This window comes from Parabacteroides sp. 20_3 (genome assembly GCF_964238835.1).
Lineage (GTDB): Bacteria > Bacteroidota > Bacteroidia > Bacteroidales > Tannerellaceae > Parabacteroides > Parabacteroides distasonis.
The window spans coordinates 363716-381904 of the sequence record NZ_CAXSNO010000002.1 but is presented as its reverse complement, the minus strand read 5'-3'; the positions used below and the strand labels follow the sequence as shown (position 1 = coordinate 381904).

15 protein-coding genes are annotated in these 18189 nt (G+C 45.4%); 13 read left to right on the top strand and 2 right to left on the bottom strand.

The genetic code is table 11. The features are described from left to right. Positions 1–764 precede the first annotated feature (764 nt). Positions 765–3008 carry an LruC domain-containing protein gene (locus tag ACESPU_RS05425; RefSeq protein WP_121961210.1) on the top strand — a complete coding sequence of 748 codons (2244 nt, stop codon included), beginning with the start codon at positions 765–767 and terminating at the stop codon, positions 3006–3008. A gap of 67 nt (positions 3009–3075) precedes the next feature. Here ACESPU_RS05425 and ACESPU_RS05420 read toward each other — a convergent pair whose 3' ends face one another. Further along, positions 3076–4038 carry a GNAT family N-acetyltransferase gene (locus ACESPU_RS05420; RefSeq protein ID WP_122369415.1) on the bottom strand — a complete coding sequence of 321 codons (963 nt, stop codon included), beginning with the start codon at positions 4036–4038 and terminating at the stop codon, positions 3076–3078. 3 nt (positions 4039–4041) lie between these two features. Next, complete coding sequence (locus ACESPU_RS05415) at positions 4042–4959, bottom strand: DUF2156 domain-containing protein (protein WP_005863009.1); 918 nt, start codon at positions 4957–4959, stop codon at positions 4042–4044. A gap of 376 nt (positions 4960–5335) precedes the next feature. On the opposite strand from ACESPU_RS05415, the gene ACESPU_RS05410 reads away from it, so the two are divergent. The 12 genes from ACESPU_RS05410 to def all read left to right on the top strand — a co-directional run bounded on the left by ACESPU_RS05410 (position 5336) and on the right by def (position 18180). Further along, positions 5336–6715, top strand: coding sequence for an FAD-dependent oxidoreductase (locus ACESPU_RS05410; RefSeq protein ID WP_373133182.1), 1380 nt, complete (start codon positions 5336–5338; stop codon positions 6713–6715). Between the two features lie 10 nt (positions 6716–6725). After that, positions 6726–8186, top strand: coding sequence for a decarboxylating NADP(+)-dependent phosphogluconate dehydrogenase (gnd, locus tag ACESPU_RS05405; protein WP_008772422.1), 1461 nt, complete (start codon positions 6726–6728; stop codon positions 8184–8186). Positions 8187–8190: 4 nt separating this feature from the next. Beyond that, positions 8191–9657: a glucose-6-phosphate dehydrogenase gene (gene zwf / locus ACESPU_RS05400; RefSeq protein ID WP_373133181.1), complete on the top strand. Its 1467-nt coding sequence runs from the start codon at positions 8191–8193 to the stop codon at positions 9655–9657. A gap of 4 nt (positions 9658–9661) precedes the next feature. After that, positions 9662–10363 carry a 6-phosphogluconolactonase gene (gene pgl, locus ACESPU_RS05395; protein WP_008778414.1) on the top strand — a complete coding sequence of 234 codons (702 nt, stop codon included), beginning with the start codon at positions 9662–9664 and terminating at the stop codon, positions 10361–10363. Between the two features lie 249 nt (positions 10364–10612). Continuing rightward, a complete protein-coding gene (locus ACESPU_RS05390; RefSeq protein WP_036615697.1) occupies positions 10613–11137 on the top strand; it encodes a nucleoside 2-deoxyribosyltransferase domain-containing protein in 525 nt (174 codons plus the stop codon). An 88-nt stretch (positions 11138–11225) separates the two neighbouring features. Further along, complete coding sequence (rfbA, locus tag ACESPU_RS05385) at positions 11226–12101, top strand: glucose-1-phosphate thymidylyltransferase RfbA (RefSeq protein WP_005863000.1); 876 nt, start codon at positions 11226–11228, stop codon at positions 12099–12101. Between the two features lie 25 nt (positions 12102–12126). Then, positions 12127–13203 carry a GDP-L-fucose synthase gene (locus tag ACESPU_RS05380; RefSeq protein ID WP_008772417.1) on the top strand — a complete coding sequence of 359 codons (1077 nt, stop codon included), beginning with the start codon at positions 12127–12129 and terminating at the stop codon, positions 13201–13203. Positions 13204–13228: 25 nt separating this feature from the next. Continuing rightward, a complete protein-coding gene (gene gmd / locus ACESPU_RS05375; RefSeq protein WP_005862995.1) occupies positions 13229–14380 on the top strand; it encodes a GDP-mannose 4,6-dehydratase in 1152 nt (383 codons plus the stop codon). A gap of 107 nt (positions 14381–14487) precedes the next feature. Then, complete coding sequence (locus ACESPU_RS05370) at positions 14488–15633, top strand: OmpA family protein (protein WP_005857701.1); 1146 nt, start codon at positions 14488–14490, stop codon at positions 15631–15633. 96 nt (positions 15634–15729) lie between these two features. Next, on the top strand, positions 15730–17127 hold the full coding sequence (locus ACESPU_RS05365) for an undecaprenyl-phosphate glucose phosphotransferase (protein ID WP_005857699.1): 1398 nt from the start codon (positions 15730–15732) through the stop codon (positions 17125–17127). Positions 17128–17196: 69 nt separating this feature from the next. Further along, positions 17197–17619, top strand: a complete 423-nt coding sequence (ruvX, locus tag ACESPU_RS05360; protein WP_008772415.1) for a Holliday junction resolvase RuvX — start codon at positions 17197–17199, stop codon at positions 17617–17619. Positions 17620–17622: 3 nt separating this feature from the next. Beyond that, positions 17623–18180 (top strand): peptide deformylase, encoded by a 558-nt coding sequence (gene def / locus ACESPU_RS05355; protein ID WP_005857695.1) that lies wholly within the window; start codon positions 17623–17625, stop codon positions 18178–18180. Positions 18181–18189: the final 9 nt, after the last annotated feature.

The window sequence follows — 18189 nt, the reverse complement described above, 5'->3', positions numbered from 1 at the left end:
GGCAATAAACACGCTTTTTCTTGAAAAAGGGGCCGATTTTGTACACGATAGGTGGCGAAACCTGTTGCGATAGGTCGTATTGCCCAATGCCGATACTCGCGTTAGGCATTATGAGCGGTCGTGCATAGGGTTATGAGTACTCATGAATGGGCATTCTTACCGTGCTATAACCCTATCGTAACACTGCTTTTACCCTTTTCTTGCCTCAAAATATGAGATATGATGAATTAATTTCTCTGGAGCGAAAGGCTATTTTTCAGTATTCGTCTATCAACGAGACGAATGCTGTTTTTTCTTCTCGTATTTGGGAGCAATCCGTACCTTTGCCCGAAAAAATCGATTCTCCGAGACTTTGGTTTTCATTTTGTCAAATTGCCAGATGGCATGTTATTGCCAAGAGAAAATCGCTAGGGGCCTTCTCCACATCGGCACCAACCACCTTTGCCGGGAACAACAGTAACTTTGGCTGATAAGCTGATTGAATGGTTGGAGTAGGGTGAATAGTCTTTTATTGTTCTTTTTTAACATGGCATGAAATAAATATTGTCTATTTATCAAAGGTGTTTTCTTTGGGGCATTATTAATTATAGTTAATTGATGTGATAATATTTGTGCGTTTAAGAACTTCGCATTATAATAAAATCTACCTTTGCTGTTGATAATACTCAATAAGTTGATTAAAATATACAACTTCTTTTTTAAACGGTGTTATAGGGTAATACTTAAATGTTTACAGGATTAGGGAACAATACAACTTTAATAATATGAGAAGAATGATTCAATCAACAATGAAATGTGTCGCTATCGCGCTTTGCGTTCTATTGGCGGCGTGTACTACCGATGTGTACGAACCTAAGCCGGATCCGGTTCCGCCTACTCCGGAGAAGCCGGATCCGTCTTTGCCTAATGATTTCAATCAATCGACAGCTACTATTCGTCAAATGACTTTAACCGTAGAGGTGAATGATGAGTTCAATGGCCAGTATGATTACCAAGTATGGGTATATGACGTGAATCCTTTCTATGCCGATGATGCTAAACCATTATATGGTGGTGTGGCCAACGGGAATAAGCCGTATGTTCGCACGATGACATTGCCCCAAGCTTTAGAAACAATTTACATTATGCAGATTGATCCCCGAAAAGGAAAATCGGTGAAGACCGTATTAGTAGATCCCTCAATGAAGGATCTGGCTTGCGATTTTAAGCCAGCTTCTGCCGTTGGTACAACAACTAAATCTTTATTGAGAAGTGGAGAAGATAATTATAATTCAGGAAAAGCTAGATTGATTTCTGCCCAGGAGTTTTTTAATATGGCTTCTAAGGATAAAGGTTCTATTACTTTGTATGAAGGGGAGTATAAGCTTGTCGGAGAAGGTTATGAGGCAAAGGCCCTTACTCTGGTCGGAAGTGTGACATTATATGTAGAAGGGGCATTGTCTGTCTCAACTCTTATAGGAAGCAGTGGGGCTACTATTGTTTTGGACCAGAAGGGTAGTTTGAAAATCCTTGAAGCTGATGGACAATCACAAGGTAACGGCGCTAGGCTGGTTGTGAAAAGTGGAGCGAAGTTTGGAGAGCCGGATGATAGTTTTAAACCCGCTTACAAATTAGTTGATTATGATCTTGAGAACTATGGAGAAGTAATTCTTTCGGGATATAGATCGAAAAATCATGCTGTTGAGCTAATAAATTATGGTACGATTAAGGCTACTAATATTAATATGACAGCAGAAAATAGTGGCAATGGTGGACGGATAGAGAATCATTGTAAGATTAATGTTGAAGCCGGACTTTCGCTTTACAATGTTGGTATGTTCTTGGGTGCTTCTACTCTGCTTGAAGCAAGATATATGGATGCGAAAGAGATTGAGTGTGAAATGGAAAAATACTCGATTTTCAGAATTACGGATACAGATGATGTGTCAGGGCAGAATTTGGCATCTTTTAAAAGTTGGAACAAGATAGAGTGTAAGGATTCAGATTATGCCTTATTGGATTTCACGCAAATTAATTTATCGGGAGGAACGCTTTCGTTGGATGGGAATTTGGAATTGTTGGGAGACTTATGGAAAGGGAATGAACTTTCGAAAAATCTAACGTTGTCTGGTGGAAGTAAGCAGGTTGATAAAAACGCTTCAATTGCAATTCCTGCGGGCGATTGCACGGGTGATGGTAATCAAGGTTCGACAAATCCTCCTTCTAATCCTAATTATCCGATAGAAGTTCCCAATGGTCCCTACTATACATTCGCCATGGAAGATAATTGGCCTGCTTTTGGTGATTATGATATGAATGATTTGGTGTTGGGCATACAGAGTCAATTGGTTATGGACGGCGCAAACAATGTAGAAAGTATGATCTTAACTGTCAACTTGATTGCGGTAGGAGCTACAAAGACATTGGGAGCAGGTATCCAGTTTGATAGATTAACGACCGCCAAGATAACGAAAGCTTCTGTGCCGAATGGCGTGTTTGCCAATAATGGATATTTTGAATCGGCAAATGAAATAGAGTCGAATCCTTCTGCTGCGGTGCTACCTTTGTTTGATGATGCGCATAGGATTATGGGTAATGTGGATAAGCGAGTGCCCGTGAATACATTTAATAATGCTAACGATTATGGCATAAGAACTTTGCAATATGAGGTCGAATTCAACAGTCCTGTTTCATCAGATGATCTGGATATGTTCTATTTGAATTTCTTTATAGTAAATGGTGGTAATGCCCAGAATCGTTCAGAAGTCCATTTGGCTGGTTATAAACCGACTGATCGGGTTAAAGCTGAGACAAATAATTATGTTGCTAATGACCCTGACAATTCAGATAAGACAATGTGGGGATTTATTATCCCGATGAGTGATTTTAAATATGCGTCAGAAGTCGTTTCTATTGATCAAGCATACCCGGCATTTAAGGAATGGTCTGCTTCATCAGGCACAAGCCAGAAAAATTGGTATATGAATCCGGAAGAGAAATATGTTTATCATAAGCCGGTAAAGAAATAATAGTAGTTATATATTTATATATAAAATCCCCTAGCCAAAAATCGTCTTAGCTAGGGGATTTTCTTTGTCAGTCCAGCATCAAACTCATATAAGCCGTCCTCCCTTGGTACCCCATCAACTGTCGTGTTAGCGTTTGGTTATCCATTTGTTCCAAGTCTTTTTTGGAGACGGGGCTTTCGTGTTGTTTGGATAGCCAGAGGTGGATCATGCGTTTCGTGTCGATGATGCGGGCCATACCCATAGGTAAGGTACCCGGAGGGGTGGGAGGGGTATTGACCGTCGCTTGCGATATGTTATTTTGCAGGGTAAGCTCTTGCAATAGTAATTCCTTGATCTCTTCCGAGTCGTAAAGAAGTTCCTTGATAAAAAGCTTTTTGTCGGACGGCGCTGTACCCGCCTCAAGAGGCAGTGCGAAAGCCATGCCAACCACCTTCTCGTTCTCGTCCAAGGCTGTGTACATTCCTCCGTTATCTAATTGCAGATCCCGGAGTATTGTGATGAAATCATCCTGCGAGTGCAAGATACAGGAAGGGCGTTCACGTAATTTGCGGTTGAAATAAGCGAACAATTCGTCGGTTGTCGGTACCTCCGGTTGGATAACCGTTATCTTCGGGAGTTGAACCGGCGTATTCGGGCGGATATATGTCTCTACGGAATAATCGAATGCCTCGGTATAACCCTGTTCCCTATAATAGTCGAATAACCAAGGATCGGCAGGGATTAAGGCGGAGATAGCGATCTCACGCCGTTCCATTTCCTCGAATGTCTCTTGCAAGAGTTGTCGCATAAGCCCTTGCCCTCTTTCTTCCGGAGTCGTGCATGCCCCAGAGATATAGCCTACCGAGATCTCGGTACCCAAATAAGTCATCGTATAAGGAACTATCTGCAAGGCAGATACTATTTTACCGTCCTTCTCGATGGTCATTGCGTTCTCGTCCTTGTAAACACGATCAAAATAAAGGCTGATAAATGCCTCGGAATCCCCGAAGCAGGTACGCCATAAGTTTACGATTTGTTGTTTCTTGTCCATAATTTATTTAGTTTGCGTAAGTTGCTTTTTTATTGCGGCACTCTTCTCTAATAGTATGGTAGGCTGATAAGAAAGCTTCGCTTGGCGCAACCCCGGTATGCCGAGATCCTCCTCCCGGTTCACGTAAGTATACTGTTCCGGAAGGTGAGAAGCGAACTCTTGGTTAATCACCGTATAGGCACCGTCGAAATTCACATCCGCTTTCTCCACGTGAACCCCGAATGTATTATGGTTGATAGGGGCCCCGAAAGAGAAAGCGATAATCTCGTTATCCACCCGGAGAGCGCCACCGATCAGGCCTAGGCTGTCAAAATGATGCAAGGCATAGGTAAGGGAGCGACGTTCGTCATTAAGCTCTTCCTCGTCATTATCTCCATTATTTGCCTTATACCATTTACATTCCAGTTTCAGGCATTGCGGTACGATATCCGGCGTGATAGGGACATACTCGTACGAATAACGTTTCTTGAAATTATTGATATGATTACGCTTGGATTGATATTTCTTACCCCGTAAGGTAGCTAAATCCTCCCGTAAATAAATATAGTCGAAATAATCCCGCTCCGGGATATAGAAAAAGCTTCCGGGAAGTGCGCCTTCCAGTTGCTCCTTGGCGTCGGGGGTGATACCCAGCATACAGAGCGGATGTCCATATTTTAAGGAATCCTCTTCTAGCAAACGAACGGCACCCGCTAAATCTCCATCCCCGACAGGCATCATATAGGCGAAACGGCTCTTGTCCTCGATCATGAAACGGATTAATAAATAGCCATCCACGATAGCGAATTCGCTGTCATATAAGAAACGCCAACTGCACATGTTCGCGAATGAGAAATCACAATTGCGATAATCGCTGGGAAATGTAAATGAGGTTATGATCTCTTTGTCTTCTAACCTAATCGGTTTAAACGGTATATCCATAAATTTTCTTGTACTGTTTTACAACTGCAAATATAAAACTAAAATGCATGTGCGAATGTTTAGAATGGGAATAATAAAGGTGATATAAATACCATCACGATTCCCATCACGATTTGTAAAGGTAACCCTACCTTTACATAGTCCATAAATGTATATTTTCCGGTGGACTTAACGAGTGCGTTAGGTGGCGTAGAGAAGGATGAGGCGAAGCATATTGTCCGTTATTTTGTTGTTTCGGGAAAAATGGCTAAACTTATAGGTTGAACAGCCATTTTGTAAAATAGGGGCTGGAGCTATTTTTGCAATATGAAATTCGCAACAATTAGGTTAAAACGAATGTTATTTTAATGTCTAACGAAAAGAAGATAAATCAGAGATGAAAAAGTACGATGCGATTATTATTGGTTTTGGGAAAGGTGGAAAAACCTTGGCGGCGGATTTGGCCAACCATGGATGGAATGTAGCTGTGGTGGAGCGTTCGACGGGTATGTACGGAGGTACTTGTATCAATATCGGCTGTATACCGACGAAAGCGCTTGTACATTACGCTCAAGTGACAGGGTATCGCAGACCTTCTACCTTCGAGCAATATGCGGAGGAGTTTAAGCAGGCGATCCTCGCCAAGGAGAAACTGACCTCTTTGCTTCGTGAGAAGAATTTCAAGAATCTGGATGATCGGGAGACCGTAACGGTCTATACCGGAGAGGCTTCTTTTCGTTCCCCTTATGAGATTGTCGTGAAAACGGATACGGACTCTTTCTTGCTGGAAGGCGAGAAGATATTCATCAATACCGGAGCCACGACGATTATTCCTACGATAAGCGGTATCGAGGATAATCCTTACGTATATACAAGTACTTCCATTATGGAATTGGAGAAACTGCCACGGCATCTGGTTATTGTCGGAGGCGGATATATCGGGCTGGAATTCGCTTCCATGTTCGCCGGTTTTGGGTCGAAGGTAACGATCTTGGAGGCAGGGGAGGTGTTCATCCCTCGTGAGGACCGGGACATCGCCGATTCGGTGAAGTCCACGCTAGAGAAAAAAGGGATCACCATTCATTTGAACACGGTTGTGCAGACGATTGAGCAGGATGTTGAGCGGGCTGCGGTGATCTGCCGTAACGCTATCTCGGGAGATACCTTGCGACTGGAAGCCGAGGCGGTGCTTTTGGCTACCGGTCGTAAACCGAATACGGAAAGCCTAAATCTGCAGGCCGCCGGAATACAGACGACTAATCGTGGCGCTATCGAGGTGGATAGTAAGTTGCGTACCAATATCCCTAATATCTGGGCGATCGGGGATGTATATGGCGGATTACAATTCACCTATCTGTCTTTGGATGATTACCGTATTATCCGGGAAGAGCTGTTTGGTAATGGTTTCCGGAGCTTGGACGATCGGGAAGCAGTGGCTTATTCCGTATTCATCGATCCTCCGTTGGCCCATGTCGGGTTGAACGAGACGCAAGCCCGTAAGATGGAGAAAAATATAAAGGTGGCCAGCCTGCCTGCCGCCGCTATGCCTCGTACCCGTACCATCGAGCAGACGGATGGCTTGCTGAAAGCCGTGGTAGATGCGGATACCGGGAAGATCCTAGGATGTACCTTATTCTGCGCCGAGTCCAGCGAAGTCATAAATACGGTTAGCTTGGCGATGCGTCTCGGGCAAGATTACACATTCCTTCGGGATTCGATATTCACCCATCCGTCGATGAGTGAGGCTTTAAATGATTTATTTGGATTAATAAAATAAAAACATAAATATGAAAACATCAAATATTGGATTAATCGGCTTGGCTGTGATGGGCGAGAACCTTGCGTTGAATATGGAAAGTAAGGGGTTCGCCGTATCCGTTTATAATCGTACAGCGCCGGGAGAGGAAGGCGTGGTAGACCGCTTCATGAGCGGTCGTGGAAAAGGAAAGAATTTTATAGGAACCCATACGATACAGGAATTTGTTGAGTCTATCGAGCGTCCTCGCAAGATTATGCTGATGGTAAAAGCGGGTGCCCCGGTGGATGAGCTGATGGCTCAATTGATTCCTTACTTATCACCCGGCGACGTGATTATTGATGGTGGTAACTCGGATTTCCATGATACGGAACGCCGGGTGAAGGAGATGGAGGCGCATGGGATGTACTTCGTAGGTACCGGAATCTCCGGAGGCGAGATCGGAGCCTTGTACGGGCCTTCCGTGATGCCGGGTGGTTCGCCTGCCGCTTGGCCTTTGGTGAAGGATGTCTTGCAAAGCATCGCCGCCAAGCTGGACGACGGGACGCCTTGTTGCCAATGGATTGGTCCGGGTGGAGCCGGCCATTTCGTGAAAATGGTACACAATGGTATCGAGTATGGAGATATGCAGTTGATTTCCGAGGCGTATTCCTTATTGAAGAATCGTCTGGATCTGGACAATGAGGCCTTGGCTCGTATCTTTGAGGATTGGAACACGGGAGAGCTGGATAGCTACCTGATCGGTATTACGGCCGATATTCTCCGCTTCAAGGACGAGGCGGGGGAGGGCTACCTGCTAGATAAGATATTGGATGCCGCCGGCCAGAAGGGTACCGGTAAATGGAGCGCTATCGCCGCTATGGACGAGAATGATCCGCTGACATTGATTACCGAGGCTGTTTATGCCCGTATGCTTTCTTCCATGCAGGAAGAACGGAAAAAAGCGTCCTCGCTTTATCCGAAGAGTGGCGTGCTGGGGCAGACCTTGATCTCGGAGAAAGAGATCAAGCAGGCTTTGTATGCCGCTAAGTTGGTTTCCTATGCGCAGGGATTCTCTTTGTTGTACCAAGCCTCCAAGCGATATGATTGGCAGTTGGATTACGGTACGATCGCCAAGATTTGGCGGAAGGGATGTATCATACGCTCTGTCTTTTTGGAGAAAATTACGCAGGCTTATGAGAAGAACCGGAATCTGGAGAACCTCTTATTCGATGAGTTCTTTATTCAAAAGATCGAGTCTTCCTTGTTGGCTTGGCGGCAAGTGGTAGCCGAGGGTGCCTTGCATGGAGTGGCTTTGCCGGCGATGAGCTCGGGGTTGAGCTATTTCGATGGACTGTCTACCCCGCATTCCGCCGCTAATTTGATTCAGGCCCAGCGGGATTATTTCGGGGCTCATACTTATGAGCGGGTCGATTGGGAGCGTGGTAAGTTTTTCCATACCAACTGGACGGGTGAGGGAGGAAAGACGGTTTCTGGAACTTATAACGTATAAAGACATGAAGAAAGCAGATAATCAATTATTAGTTATATTCGGGGCGTCGGGCGATCTTACCAGTCGCAAGTTGCTTCCCTCTTTGTTCGAGTTATATGTTCGTGGCTTGCTACCCGACCGCTTCTGCATCTTGGGAGCCGCCCGTACCGCTTATGGCGATGAGGAGTTCCGTGCGGAGCAACATACGCATATCTTGGAGGCACAGAAGGGAAAGACCTACGACGAGGGCTTGATCGATGACTTCTTGGAGAATGTTTATTACCTCGCCTTCGATTCCACCAACGCCGATGAATACTACAAATTGCGTGAGCGCATCGAGTTCTTGCAAGAGAAACATGACTTGCCGGATAAGATCATCTATTACTTGGCTACCCCGCCGGTGATGTACGAGATCGTCCCGCAATGTTTGCTGGAGAGTGGTTTGAACAAGACCGAGTCTCCGGATGGTTTCCGGCGGATCATCGTGGAGAAGCCGTTTGGCACCAGCTTGGAGTCTGCCCGCCAGTTGAACGATCATTTACGACATATCTTCCATGAGGAGGAGATTTATCGTATCGACCATTATCTGGGGAAAGAGACCGTGCAGAATATCTTGGTATTGCGTTTCTCGAACGGTATTTTCGAGCCATTGTGGAATCATAATTATATCGATTCCATCGAGATCAGCGCTACTGAGACCTTGGGGGTGGAGAATCGAGGGAAATATTATGATGGAGCCGGGGCGATGCGGGATATGATCCAGAATCACTTAATGCAATTGATGTCGTTTATCGCCATGGAATCTCCCTCTATATTCGAGCCGGAACCGATTCGTGACGAGATCGTGAAAGTATTCCGCTCCATACGCCCGTATACGGTGTTGGATATGGATAAGATGGTTGTCCGTGGACAATATATCGGTTATCGGGAAGAGAAGAACGTAGCTCCCGACTCGAATACCGAGACGTATGTGGCGATGAAATTCTTTATCGATAACTGGCGCTGGAGCGGTGTGCCTTTCTATTTCTATACGGGAAAGAAGTTGCCGGAGAAGTCATCGGAGGTAGTGATCCACTTCAAGTCTACGCCCCATCAACTGTTTGTCGGTCAATGTTCGGGAGGTTCCTGCAATAAATTGACCATCCGTATCCAACCGGACGAGAGTATATCCTTGAAGTTCGGGCTGAAAATGCCGGGAGCCGGTTTCGAGGTGAAGCAAGTCAGCATGGACTTCCGCTACGATTCCCTTTCGAAGAGCTATCTTCCTGACGCTTACGAGCGTCTGTTGCTGGATGCCATGCTGGGCGATTCCACCCTGTATGCTCGTAGCGACGCTTTGGAGGCTAGTTGGAAATTTATCGATCCGATCTTGCTCCATTGGAAAGAGGAGGGTTCGAAGAACTTATTCTTCTATGAGCCGGGCGAGGACGGACCGGAGGAAACTGTTATTTTAGGTGCGGAAAAGAAAGTCTGCGCCTGCCAAAGAAGATAATTTTATGGAAATAAAGAGATATAATGAGATGAAAGAGGCGCTTCGGTCGATGACGGAGGACATGATGGCGATGATTCGCCGAAAAGACTTCGCTCCGTTTAACCTAGCGCTCTCGGGAGGGGAGACGGCGAAGCATATGTTTTCCCTCTGGGTAGATGAGTATAAGGATAAGATTGACTGGAATAACATCCGTTTCTTCTGGGTGGACGAGCGTTGCGTTCCACCAACGAGTCCGGATAGTAATTACGGTCATGCGAATCATTTGCTTTTTAAGCCTTTGTGTATCCCGGCGGATCATATCCACCGGATCAAGGGCGAGAACGAGCCGGGTACCGAGGCGATGCGTTATTCATGGGTCGTAAAGGAATTCTTGCCGTTGTTCAATCAAATGCCTACGTTCGATTGCATCATCCTCGGCGTAGGTGAGGATTCCCATACGGCATCCATTTTCCCTACCACCATGGAGCTATTGTCGGATAGCCGTAACTATGCGGTATCCCAGCAACCTTCTACCGGCCAATACCGGATCACCATGACGGGACCGCTTATCTTGAACGGCGCCCCCTTATTGGTCCCGATACTGGGCACGAACAAGGAACCCGTAATCCAGAGGCTCTCCAAGGGTTATTCTCCTTCAAACGACACGCCTGCCGCTTATATCTTATCGCATGCCGTACAGGCTACGATTTATGGGCTGAACCCATGATTTTGCTACATGCCGAGCCCTTCCCAAAAACATGTACGTGTTTTCGAAAAAACACGTACATATACTCCTCTCCTTGGAGAAGATATACTGCAAGTACCCTAGGAGATATACTTCACCGTCCAAGTAAGTACAACTTCTCGTGATATCCTATTAGTATATACAAGACTGTTGCCCACATTTAAAGTGAATGTATTTGTTGGATTCATGTTTTTTTGCGAAGTTTGTTGCCTGAAAAGTAAGCTTTGAGACATGAATATGAGAAATATTGTACTGTGTATATTATATTTGTTTTTGGTGCCGATGGGAGGGTTTGCCCAATCTGAGGTCGTTGTCTTGTATCCCGATACTGAAAATAAGGATTTGGATGAAGCTGTATACCAAAAAATCTTTTTGGCCGGCACGATCGATATGGGGAAAAGTGTGGATTGGCAGAAGGCTACCTGTGACTGGTTCCGGGCGCTTCCGGAGGGACGGTATCTCTTGTTCAATCCTCGTAGGGATAAAGGGTTGAGCGGGGAAATGTCCGATTTTGAGCATCAAGTGAATTGGGAACTGGAGCATCTGGAGAAAGCCGATCTGATTATCATGAACATTCTGGCGAGCAGCAAATCCCCGATAACTTTATTGGAGATGGGGCTGTTTATGCGCTCCGGAAAGTTGCGGGTGATTTGCGAGCCCGGCTTTTACCGGTATGATAATGTGCGCTTAACTTGTGTGCGCTATGGCGTCCCATTGTATCAGAATATGGACGATTTTTTGAAAACCATGCGCTAATCTATTATTATTTGTTTAACTTTGTATAGTTTTAGGGACGGTGTGGAATCGATCCTAAGCGAATATTGTCGAACAAAATGGAAAGAATATGAAAGGTATAGTTTTAGCCGGAGGATCGGGTACCCGCTTGTATCCGATCACTAAAGGAGTTTCCAAGCAACTTCTACCTATTTATGATAAGCCGATGATTTTTTATCCGGTATCCGTGCTCATGCTGGCGGGGATACGGGAGATTCTTATTATATCGACCCCGCAGGATTTGCCGGGCTTTCGTCGTTTACTGGGCGATGGCTCCGATTATGGCGTTCGTTTTGAATATGCCGAGCAGCCTTCGCCGGACGGATTGGCGCAAGCTTTCATCATTGGAGAGCGCTTTATTGGCGATGACTCCGTTTGCTTGGTGCTTGGCGATAATATCTTTTACGGACAGAGCTTTACCCGTATGTTAAAAGAGGCCGTTGACAAGGCGGAGAACGAACAAAAAGCGACCGTGTTCGGTTACTACGTAAACGATCCGGAACGCTATGGCGTGGCCGAGTTCGACGCGGATGGGAACGTCCTCAGTATCGAGGAGAAACCGAAGGAACCGAAATCGAATTACGCCGTGGTAGGATTGTATTTCTATCCGAACAAGGTGGTGGACGTGGCCAAGAATATCAAGCCTTCCGCCCGTGGAGAGCTGGAGATCACTACCGTGAACCAGTGGTTCTTGAAGGATGGGGAGTTGAAAGTGCAGCTATTGGGACGTGGATTCGCTTGGTTGGATACCGGGACTCACGACTCGTTGTCTGAGGCATCTACTTTCGTGGAGGTGATCGAGAAGAGACAGGGACTGAAGGTGGCTTGTCTGGAGGAGATCGCTTTCAAGCAAGGATGGATTGATGAGAAGCGACTTGAGCAAGTGGCTTTGCCGATGATTAAGAATCAGTACGGCCAGTATTTGATGAGGTTGATTAATAAGTAGAAGTAGTTCAGAATACGAGATATCGATGGAAAAAGACAGTAAAATATTTGTTGCCGGTCACCGGGGCTTGGTAGGCTCCGCCATTCTGAATAATTTGCGTAGCAAAGGGTATACGAACTTTCTGCTTCGTACGCATGCGGAACTGGATCTGACGGATCAAGCCGCTGTGAACGAGTTTTTTGCCGCTGAACGGCCGGACTATGTGTTCTTGTCGGCGGCGCACGTCGGCGGTATCATGGCGAACAGTCTGTACCGTGCCGATTTTATCTACAATAATTTGATGATCCAGAATAATGTCATTCATGCCTCTTGGAAAAACAATGTAAAGAAATTATTATTCTTGGGAAGCACCTGCATCTATCCTCGTGAGGCTCCGCAGCCGATGCCGGAGGATTGCTTGCTGACATCTCCCTTGGAATATTCCAACGAACCTTATGCGATCGCCAAGATAGCGGGTATCAAGATGTGCGAGAGTTACAACCTGCAATACGGTACGAACTATATCGCCGTGATGCCTACTAACCTCTACGGGCCGAATGATAATTTCAATCTGGAGACCTCGCATGTGTTGCCAGCCATGATCCGTAAGATCCATCTGGCGAAATGCCTGCATATGGGAGATTGGGAGGCCTTGCGTAAGGATATGGACATTCGTCCGGTAGAGGGCGTGTCTGGGAAGGCCTCCGAGCCGGAGATACTCTCCGTATTGGATAAACAGGGTATCCGTCCGGGCGAGGTGGAGCTGTGGGGAACCGGCAAGCCGCTTCGTGAGTTTTTATGGAGCGAGGAGATGGCCGACGCTTCTGTTTATATCATGGAACACGTGGATTTCGAGGATGTCCGCCAGAAGGAGGGCGAGGTCCGGAATACACATATTAATATAGGTACGGGTATCGAGCTTTCGATCCGTGAGGTCGCCGAACTGATCCGGCGAGAGATCGGGTTCGAGGGCGAGTTGAGGTTTAACTCGTCCAAGCCGGACGGTACGCTTCGTAAGCTGACGGATGTAAGCAAGTTGCATGCCTTGGGTTGGCGCCATACGATCGAGATCGAGGAGGGCGTGAAGCGACTCTATGAATGGTACTTGGGAATTGAAAAATGAGAATTGAAAATTGAAAATTAGAGAAATGGGCAAAGTAGCGTTAATAACGGGTATTACGGGACAGGATGGGGCTTATCTTACTGAGTTCTTGATTAAGAAAGGATATACGGTACATGGTATCAAGCGTCGTTCTTCCATGTTCAATACGGATCGTATCGATCATTTGTATCAAGACCCGCATGTGGAAAACCGTAATTTGATTCTGCATTATGGCGATTTAACGGATAGTTTGAATCTTACACGTATCATTGGCGAGGTTCAACCGGATGAGATCTATAATCTGGCCGCCATGAGCCATGTAAAAGTAAGTTTCGACACTCCCGAATATACGGCGAATGCGGATGGTTTGGGCGTATTGCGTATCCTAGAGGCGGTCCGCTTGCTGAACTTGATCCCGAAGACGCGTATTTACCAGGCATCTACATCCGAGTTGTATGGCTTGGTGCAAGAGGTGCCGCAGAGGGAGACTACTCCTTTCTATCCGAGAAGCCCTTATGCGGTAGCGAAATTATACGGTTACTGGATTACGGTGAATTACAGGGAAGCCTATCATATGCACGCTTCCAATGGCATCTTGTTTAATCACGAGTCTCCATTAAGGGGAGAAACATTCGTGACCCGTAAGGTAACCCGGGCGGTTTCACGTATCGTTTTGGGTATGCAAAAAAAGGTTTATATGGGTAATCTTTCCTCCAAACGGGATTGGGGACACGCAAAAGATTACGTGCGTGCCATGTACGCTATTTTGCAACAAGATGAACCCTCGGATTATGTCATAGCTACCGGGATTACTACCACGATTCGGGACTTTATCCGTATGGCTTTTGAGGAAATTGGCGTGGGAATCCGCTTTAAAGGAGAAGGGATAGACGAGGTCGCTATCTTAGAGTCGATAGACGAGGGATTGTTCGTCAAGAAGGTTGGTGATGCCTATCTGGAAAACTTTAAGAAACGTGTGGGTGAGGAAGTTGTAGGAGTAGATCCGCAGTATTTCCGCCCTACGGAAGTAGAGTTGCTGATCGGTGACGCTACGAAGGCACGTACTCGTTTAGGGTGGGAACCGGAGTATTCATTAGCGGCTTTAATTGAGGATATGATGAAGAACGATATAAAACTAATGAAGAAGGAGTCTTATCTGAAAGAGGGGGGCTATAAAATTTTGAACTATTTCGAGTGAGTTCGAAACAATTTGAAGATTTTATTTGTTGTAATTACAAAAAGAGTTAATTTTGTGCCAATTTTAAGATATTAGGTAATTGATTGTTTAATTAAAATGTTGAAAATATGAAGACTAAGGTTTTACTTTTAGCTTTGTTATCAGGTTTTGTATTCTCTGTGGCAGCACAGGAATATCAACCGCAGGTGGGGTTCAGCAATGAGGCTGGTTATAAGACTAATTTCAAGAAGAATAAAGCTCGCGACAATTGGTTTATTTCAATTGCGGGTGGAGCCAGCGTATTGTTAGGAGACCAAAATGGAGAGGCTGATTTCAAGAATCGTTTAAACTTCGCTCCACAAGTATCTTTTGGTAAGTGGTTTAATCCGTATTTAGGATTCCGTACCCAGTTAAATGGTGGTATTATCCACGGTTTTGAAGGTGATGGCGCACAGTTTATGCAACATAATAAATATGTAGCCGCTCACGTAGACTTGTTGTGGGATGTTACTAACTTCTGGGCTCCTTACAGAGAATCTAAAGTGTTCCGCTTGATTCCTTGGGTCGGTTTTGGTTATGCGCAGCGTTTCAAGACTACAGAGTCTTATGATCGTCCAAGAACGGAGTCTCCTACGTTGAACGCTGGTATCTTAACCGCTTTCCGTTTGAGCAAACGTGTTGATTTGAACGTTGAGATCCAAGGTTCTTTGTTGAACGAGCAGTTTAACCGTGTCGAGATGAATCACCTGACAGATGGTATCGTTCAGTTGAGCGCTGGTTTGACATTCAAATTGGGTAAGACAGACTTCGAGGTATTGGAGCCGATGGATTACGCTTTGTTGAACGACTTGAACGGCCAGATCAACTCTTTGCGTGCTGCTAACGATGAGTTGAGCAAACGTCCGGTTTCTTGCCCTGAGTGCCAAGAGACAGTTACTGAAGTTGTAAATAACTACGTTGACAATGTGGTTTACTTCCGCATCAACAGCGCTAAGATCGACAAGAACCAGCAGATCAATATCTATAACACAGCTGAGTTCATGAAGAACAACAATGCTCCGATCAAGGTAGTTGGTTACGCTGACAAGAAGACGGGTACTTCTGATTATAACATGGGTCTTTCTGAGAAACGTGCTAGAGCGGTCGCTAAGGAACTTATCGATAAATACGGTATCTCTTCTAGCCAGATCACTATCGAGTGGAGAGGTTCGGACGAACAACCTTATGGCGAAAATAGCTGGAACCGTGTAGTAATTATGAGCGCTAATAATTAATTTACGAATTAATACTTTAAAAAGGCCGTACTTCTAAGTGCGGCCTTTTTTTTGCGCCGAAAAATACTTACTTTTGTGAGAATTTATCGAATTGCTATGATATTGAACAAAAAACATGGTTATTTAATCCAATGGCTGATTGGTGTAGGAGATTTGATCGTATTGAATCTTTTGTTTATGGCCGTTTTTCATCTGCTTGGCCCGAAATACACGGAAGCGATATCCTATAATTTGAGAGAGGTTATTCTGTTATTGAACTTCTGTTATTTCTTCTCTTTATATTTTATCCCGATTCAATTGCATCAGGCGGTCGTGTTTATCGACAAGATCGTGCAACGGGCGTTCGGATTGGTTACCGTACTTATCTTTTTATTCGCTACTTGCTTGATCTTCTTGAATGTAGGGGATATTCTGGCTACCTTCCTCTTGGTCTATTACGGGGTTTCTATCATCTTGTTTTCGCTTTGGCGGGTTTTTGTGCGCTTATCCTTAAAGTTTTATAGGCGAAAAGGCTATAACTTTAAGAAGGTGGTGATTGTGGGTGCGGGAAAGAATGGTATGGAGCTTTACCAAGTTATGAAAGATGATTTGAGCTATGGGTTTAGTGTAAAGGGGTTCTTTGATGACAATGACTCGTTGAAAGACGTTTTACCTAATTATTTGGGTAAGACGAGTGAGGTGGAAGCGTATGTGCTGGAGCATGATATCGATGAGATTTATTGTACCTTGCCGGGTACGAACAACGGAAAGATCGTACGGCTTCTGAATTTCGCCGAGAAGAAGATGGTGCGCTTCTATATCGTGCCCGAGTTTTACCGGGATGTAAAGAAGAGTATGGTGATGGAGGTGATGGAATCGATCCCATTGCTGACGGTCCGCCGAGAGCCTTTGCAATCCGCCTATAACCGGTTCTTGAAACGAACGTTCGATATATTTTTCTCTTTGGTGATTTTGCTCACGATTTATCCGATCCTGTACATCGTGGTCGGTATAATGATCAAGTTAAGCTCACCCGGCCCGATTTTGTTTAAGCAGAAACGTACGGGATTGTATGGGCATGACTTCGAATGTTTTAAATTTCGTACGATGAAGGTGAACGCGCAGGCCGATACCTTGCAGGCCGTCAAGGATGATCCCCGGAAGACCCGGATCGGCGATTTCTTGCGCCGGACGAATTTGGATGAGTTCCCTCAGTTCGTGAACGTCTTGCTGGGCGATATGTCCGTGGTAGGCCCTCGTCCGCATATGCTGAAGCATACCGAGCAGTACTCGGCGTTGATCGATAAGTATATGGTGCGGCATTTGGTGAAACCGGGAGTAACGGGGTGGGCGCAAGTCACCGGTTACCGAGGTGAGACCAAGACGCTGGAGCAGATGGAAGGACGTGTGAAGAGAGATGTGTGGTATATAGAGAATTGGACGTTCTTCCTTGATTTAAAGATTATTGTGGTTACGGTACTGAATATGTTCAAGGGAGAGAAGAATGCATATTGATCCGATTTGTTGCACACTTTTTGCGGATTTGTGTAATCTGTATTTATATTTATGCTATATTCGCGCTCGATGGGAAGAATAATTGCAATAGATTACGGCCGGAAACGTACGGGGATAGCCGCTACGGATATTTTACAAATGATCGCTAACGGCGTGGCGACAGTCCCAAGTGGAGAGGTTGTGAAATACCTGTCGGATTACATATCGCGGGAACCGGTGGATTTATTTGTGGTCGGGCTTCCGAAGCAAATGAACAATGAGCCTTCTGAGAACATGAAGTATGTGGAGGCGTTCGTGACCCATCTGAAAAGGACGATACCAAGTATCCCGGTAACTTATTACGACGAGCGGTTCACGTCGGTCTTAGCTCATAAGGCCATGTTGGAAGGCGGTTTAAAGAAAAAGAAACGGCAAGATAAAGGATTGGTCGATGAGATTAGCGCCGTTATTATTTTGCAAGCTTATTTAGAAAGTAAAAAATATCAGTTATAACTTATGATTTTACCCGTATTTTTATATGGTCAGCCCGTACTAAGAAAAGAGGCTGAGGATGTACCTAAAGATTATCCCGACTTGAAACAGTTGGTTGCCAATATGTTTGAAACGATGTATAATGCTGATGGGGTAGGGCTTGCCGCTCCTCAGGTGGGCTTGTCTATCCGTTTGGTGGTTATAGACGGTGATGTGATGGGAGATGACTTCCCTGAATGCAAGGGTTTCAAGCGTGCGTTGATTAATCCCGAGTTTTTGGAACGTAGCGAGGAGGAAATAGCTATGGAGGAAGGCTGCTTGAGCCTGCCGGGTATACACGAGAAAGTGTCTCGCTCGAAAACGGTTCGTGTGAGATATTGGGATGAGAATTGGGAGGAACACGAGGAAGTGGTGGAAGGTTTCGCCGCCCGTATCGTGCAGCATGAGTGCGAGCATCTGACGGGGCATGTCTTTATCGACAATGTCTCCGCTATTCGCCGTCAATTGAACAAAGGCAAATTAAATAGTATTATTAAAGGGACGGTTCGTTGCTCTTACCGGGCAAAAGCCGTTGGTAAATAATAAATCTAT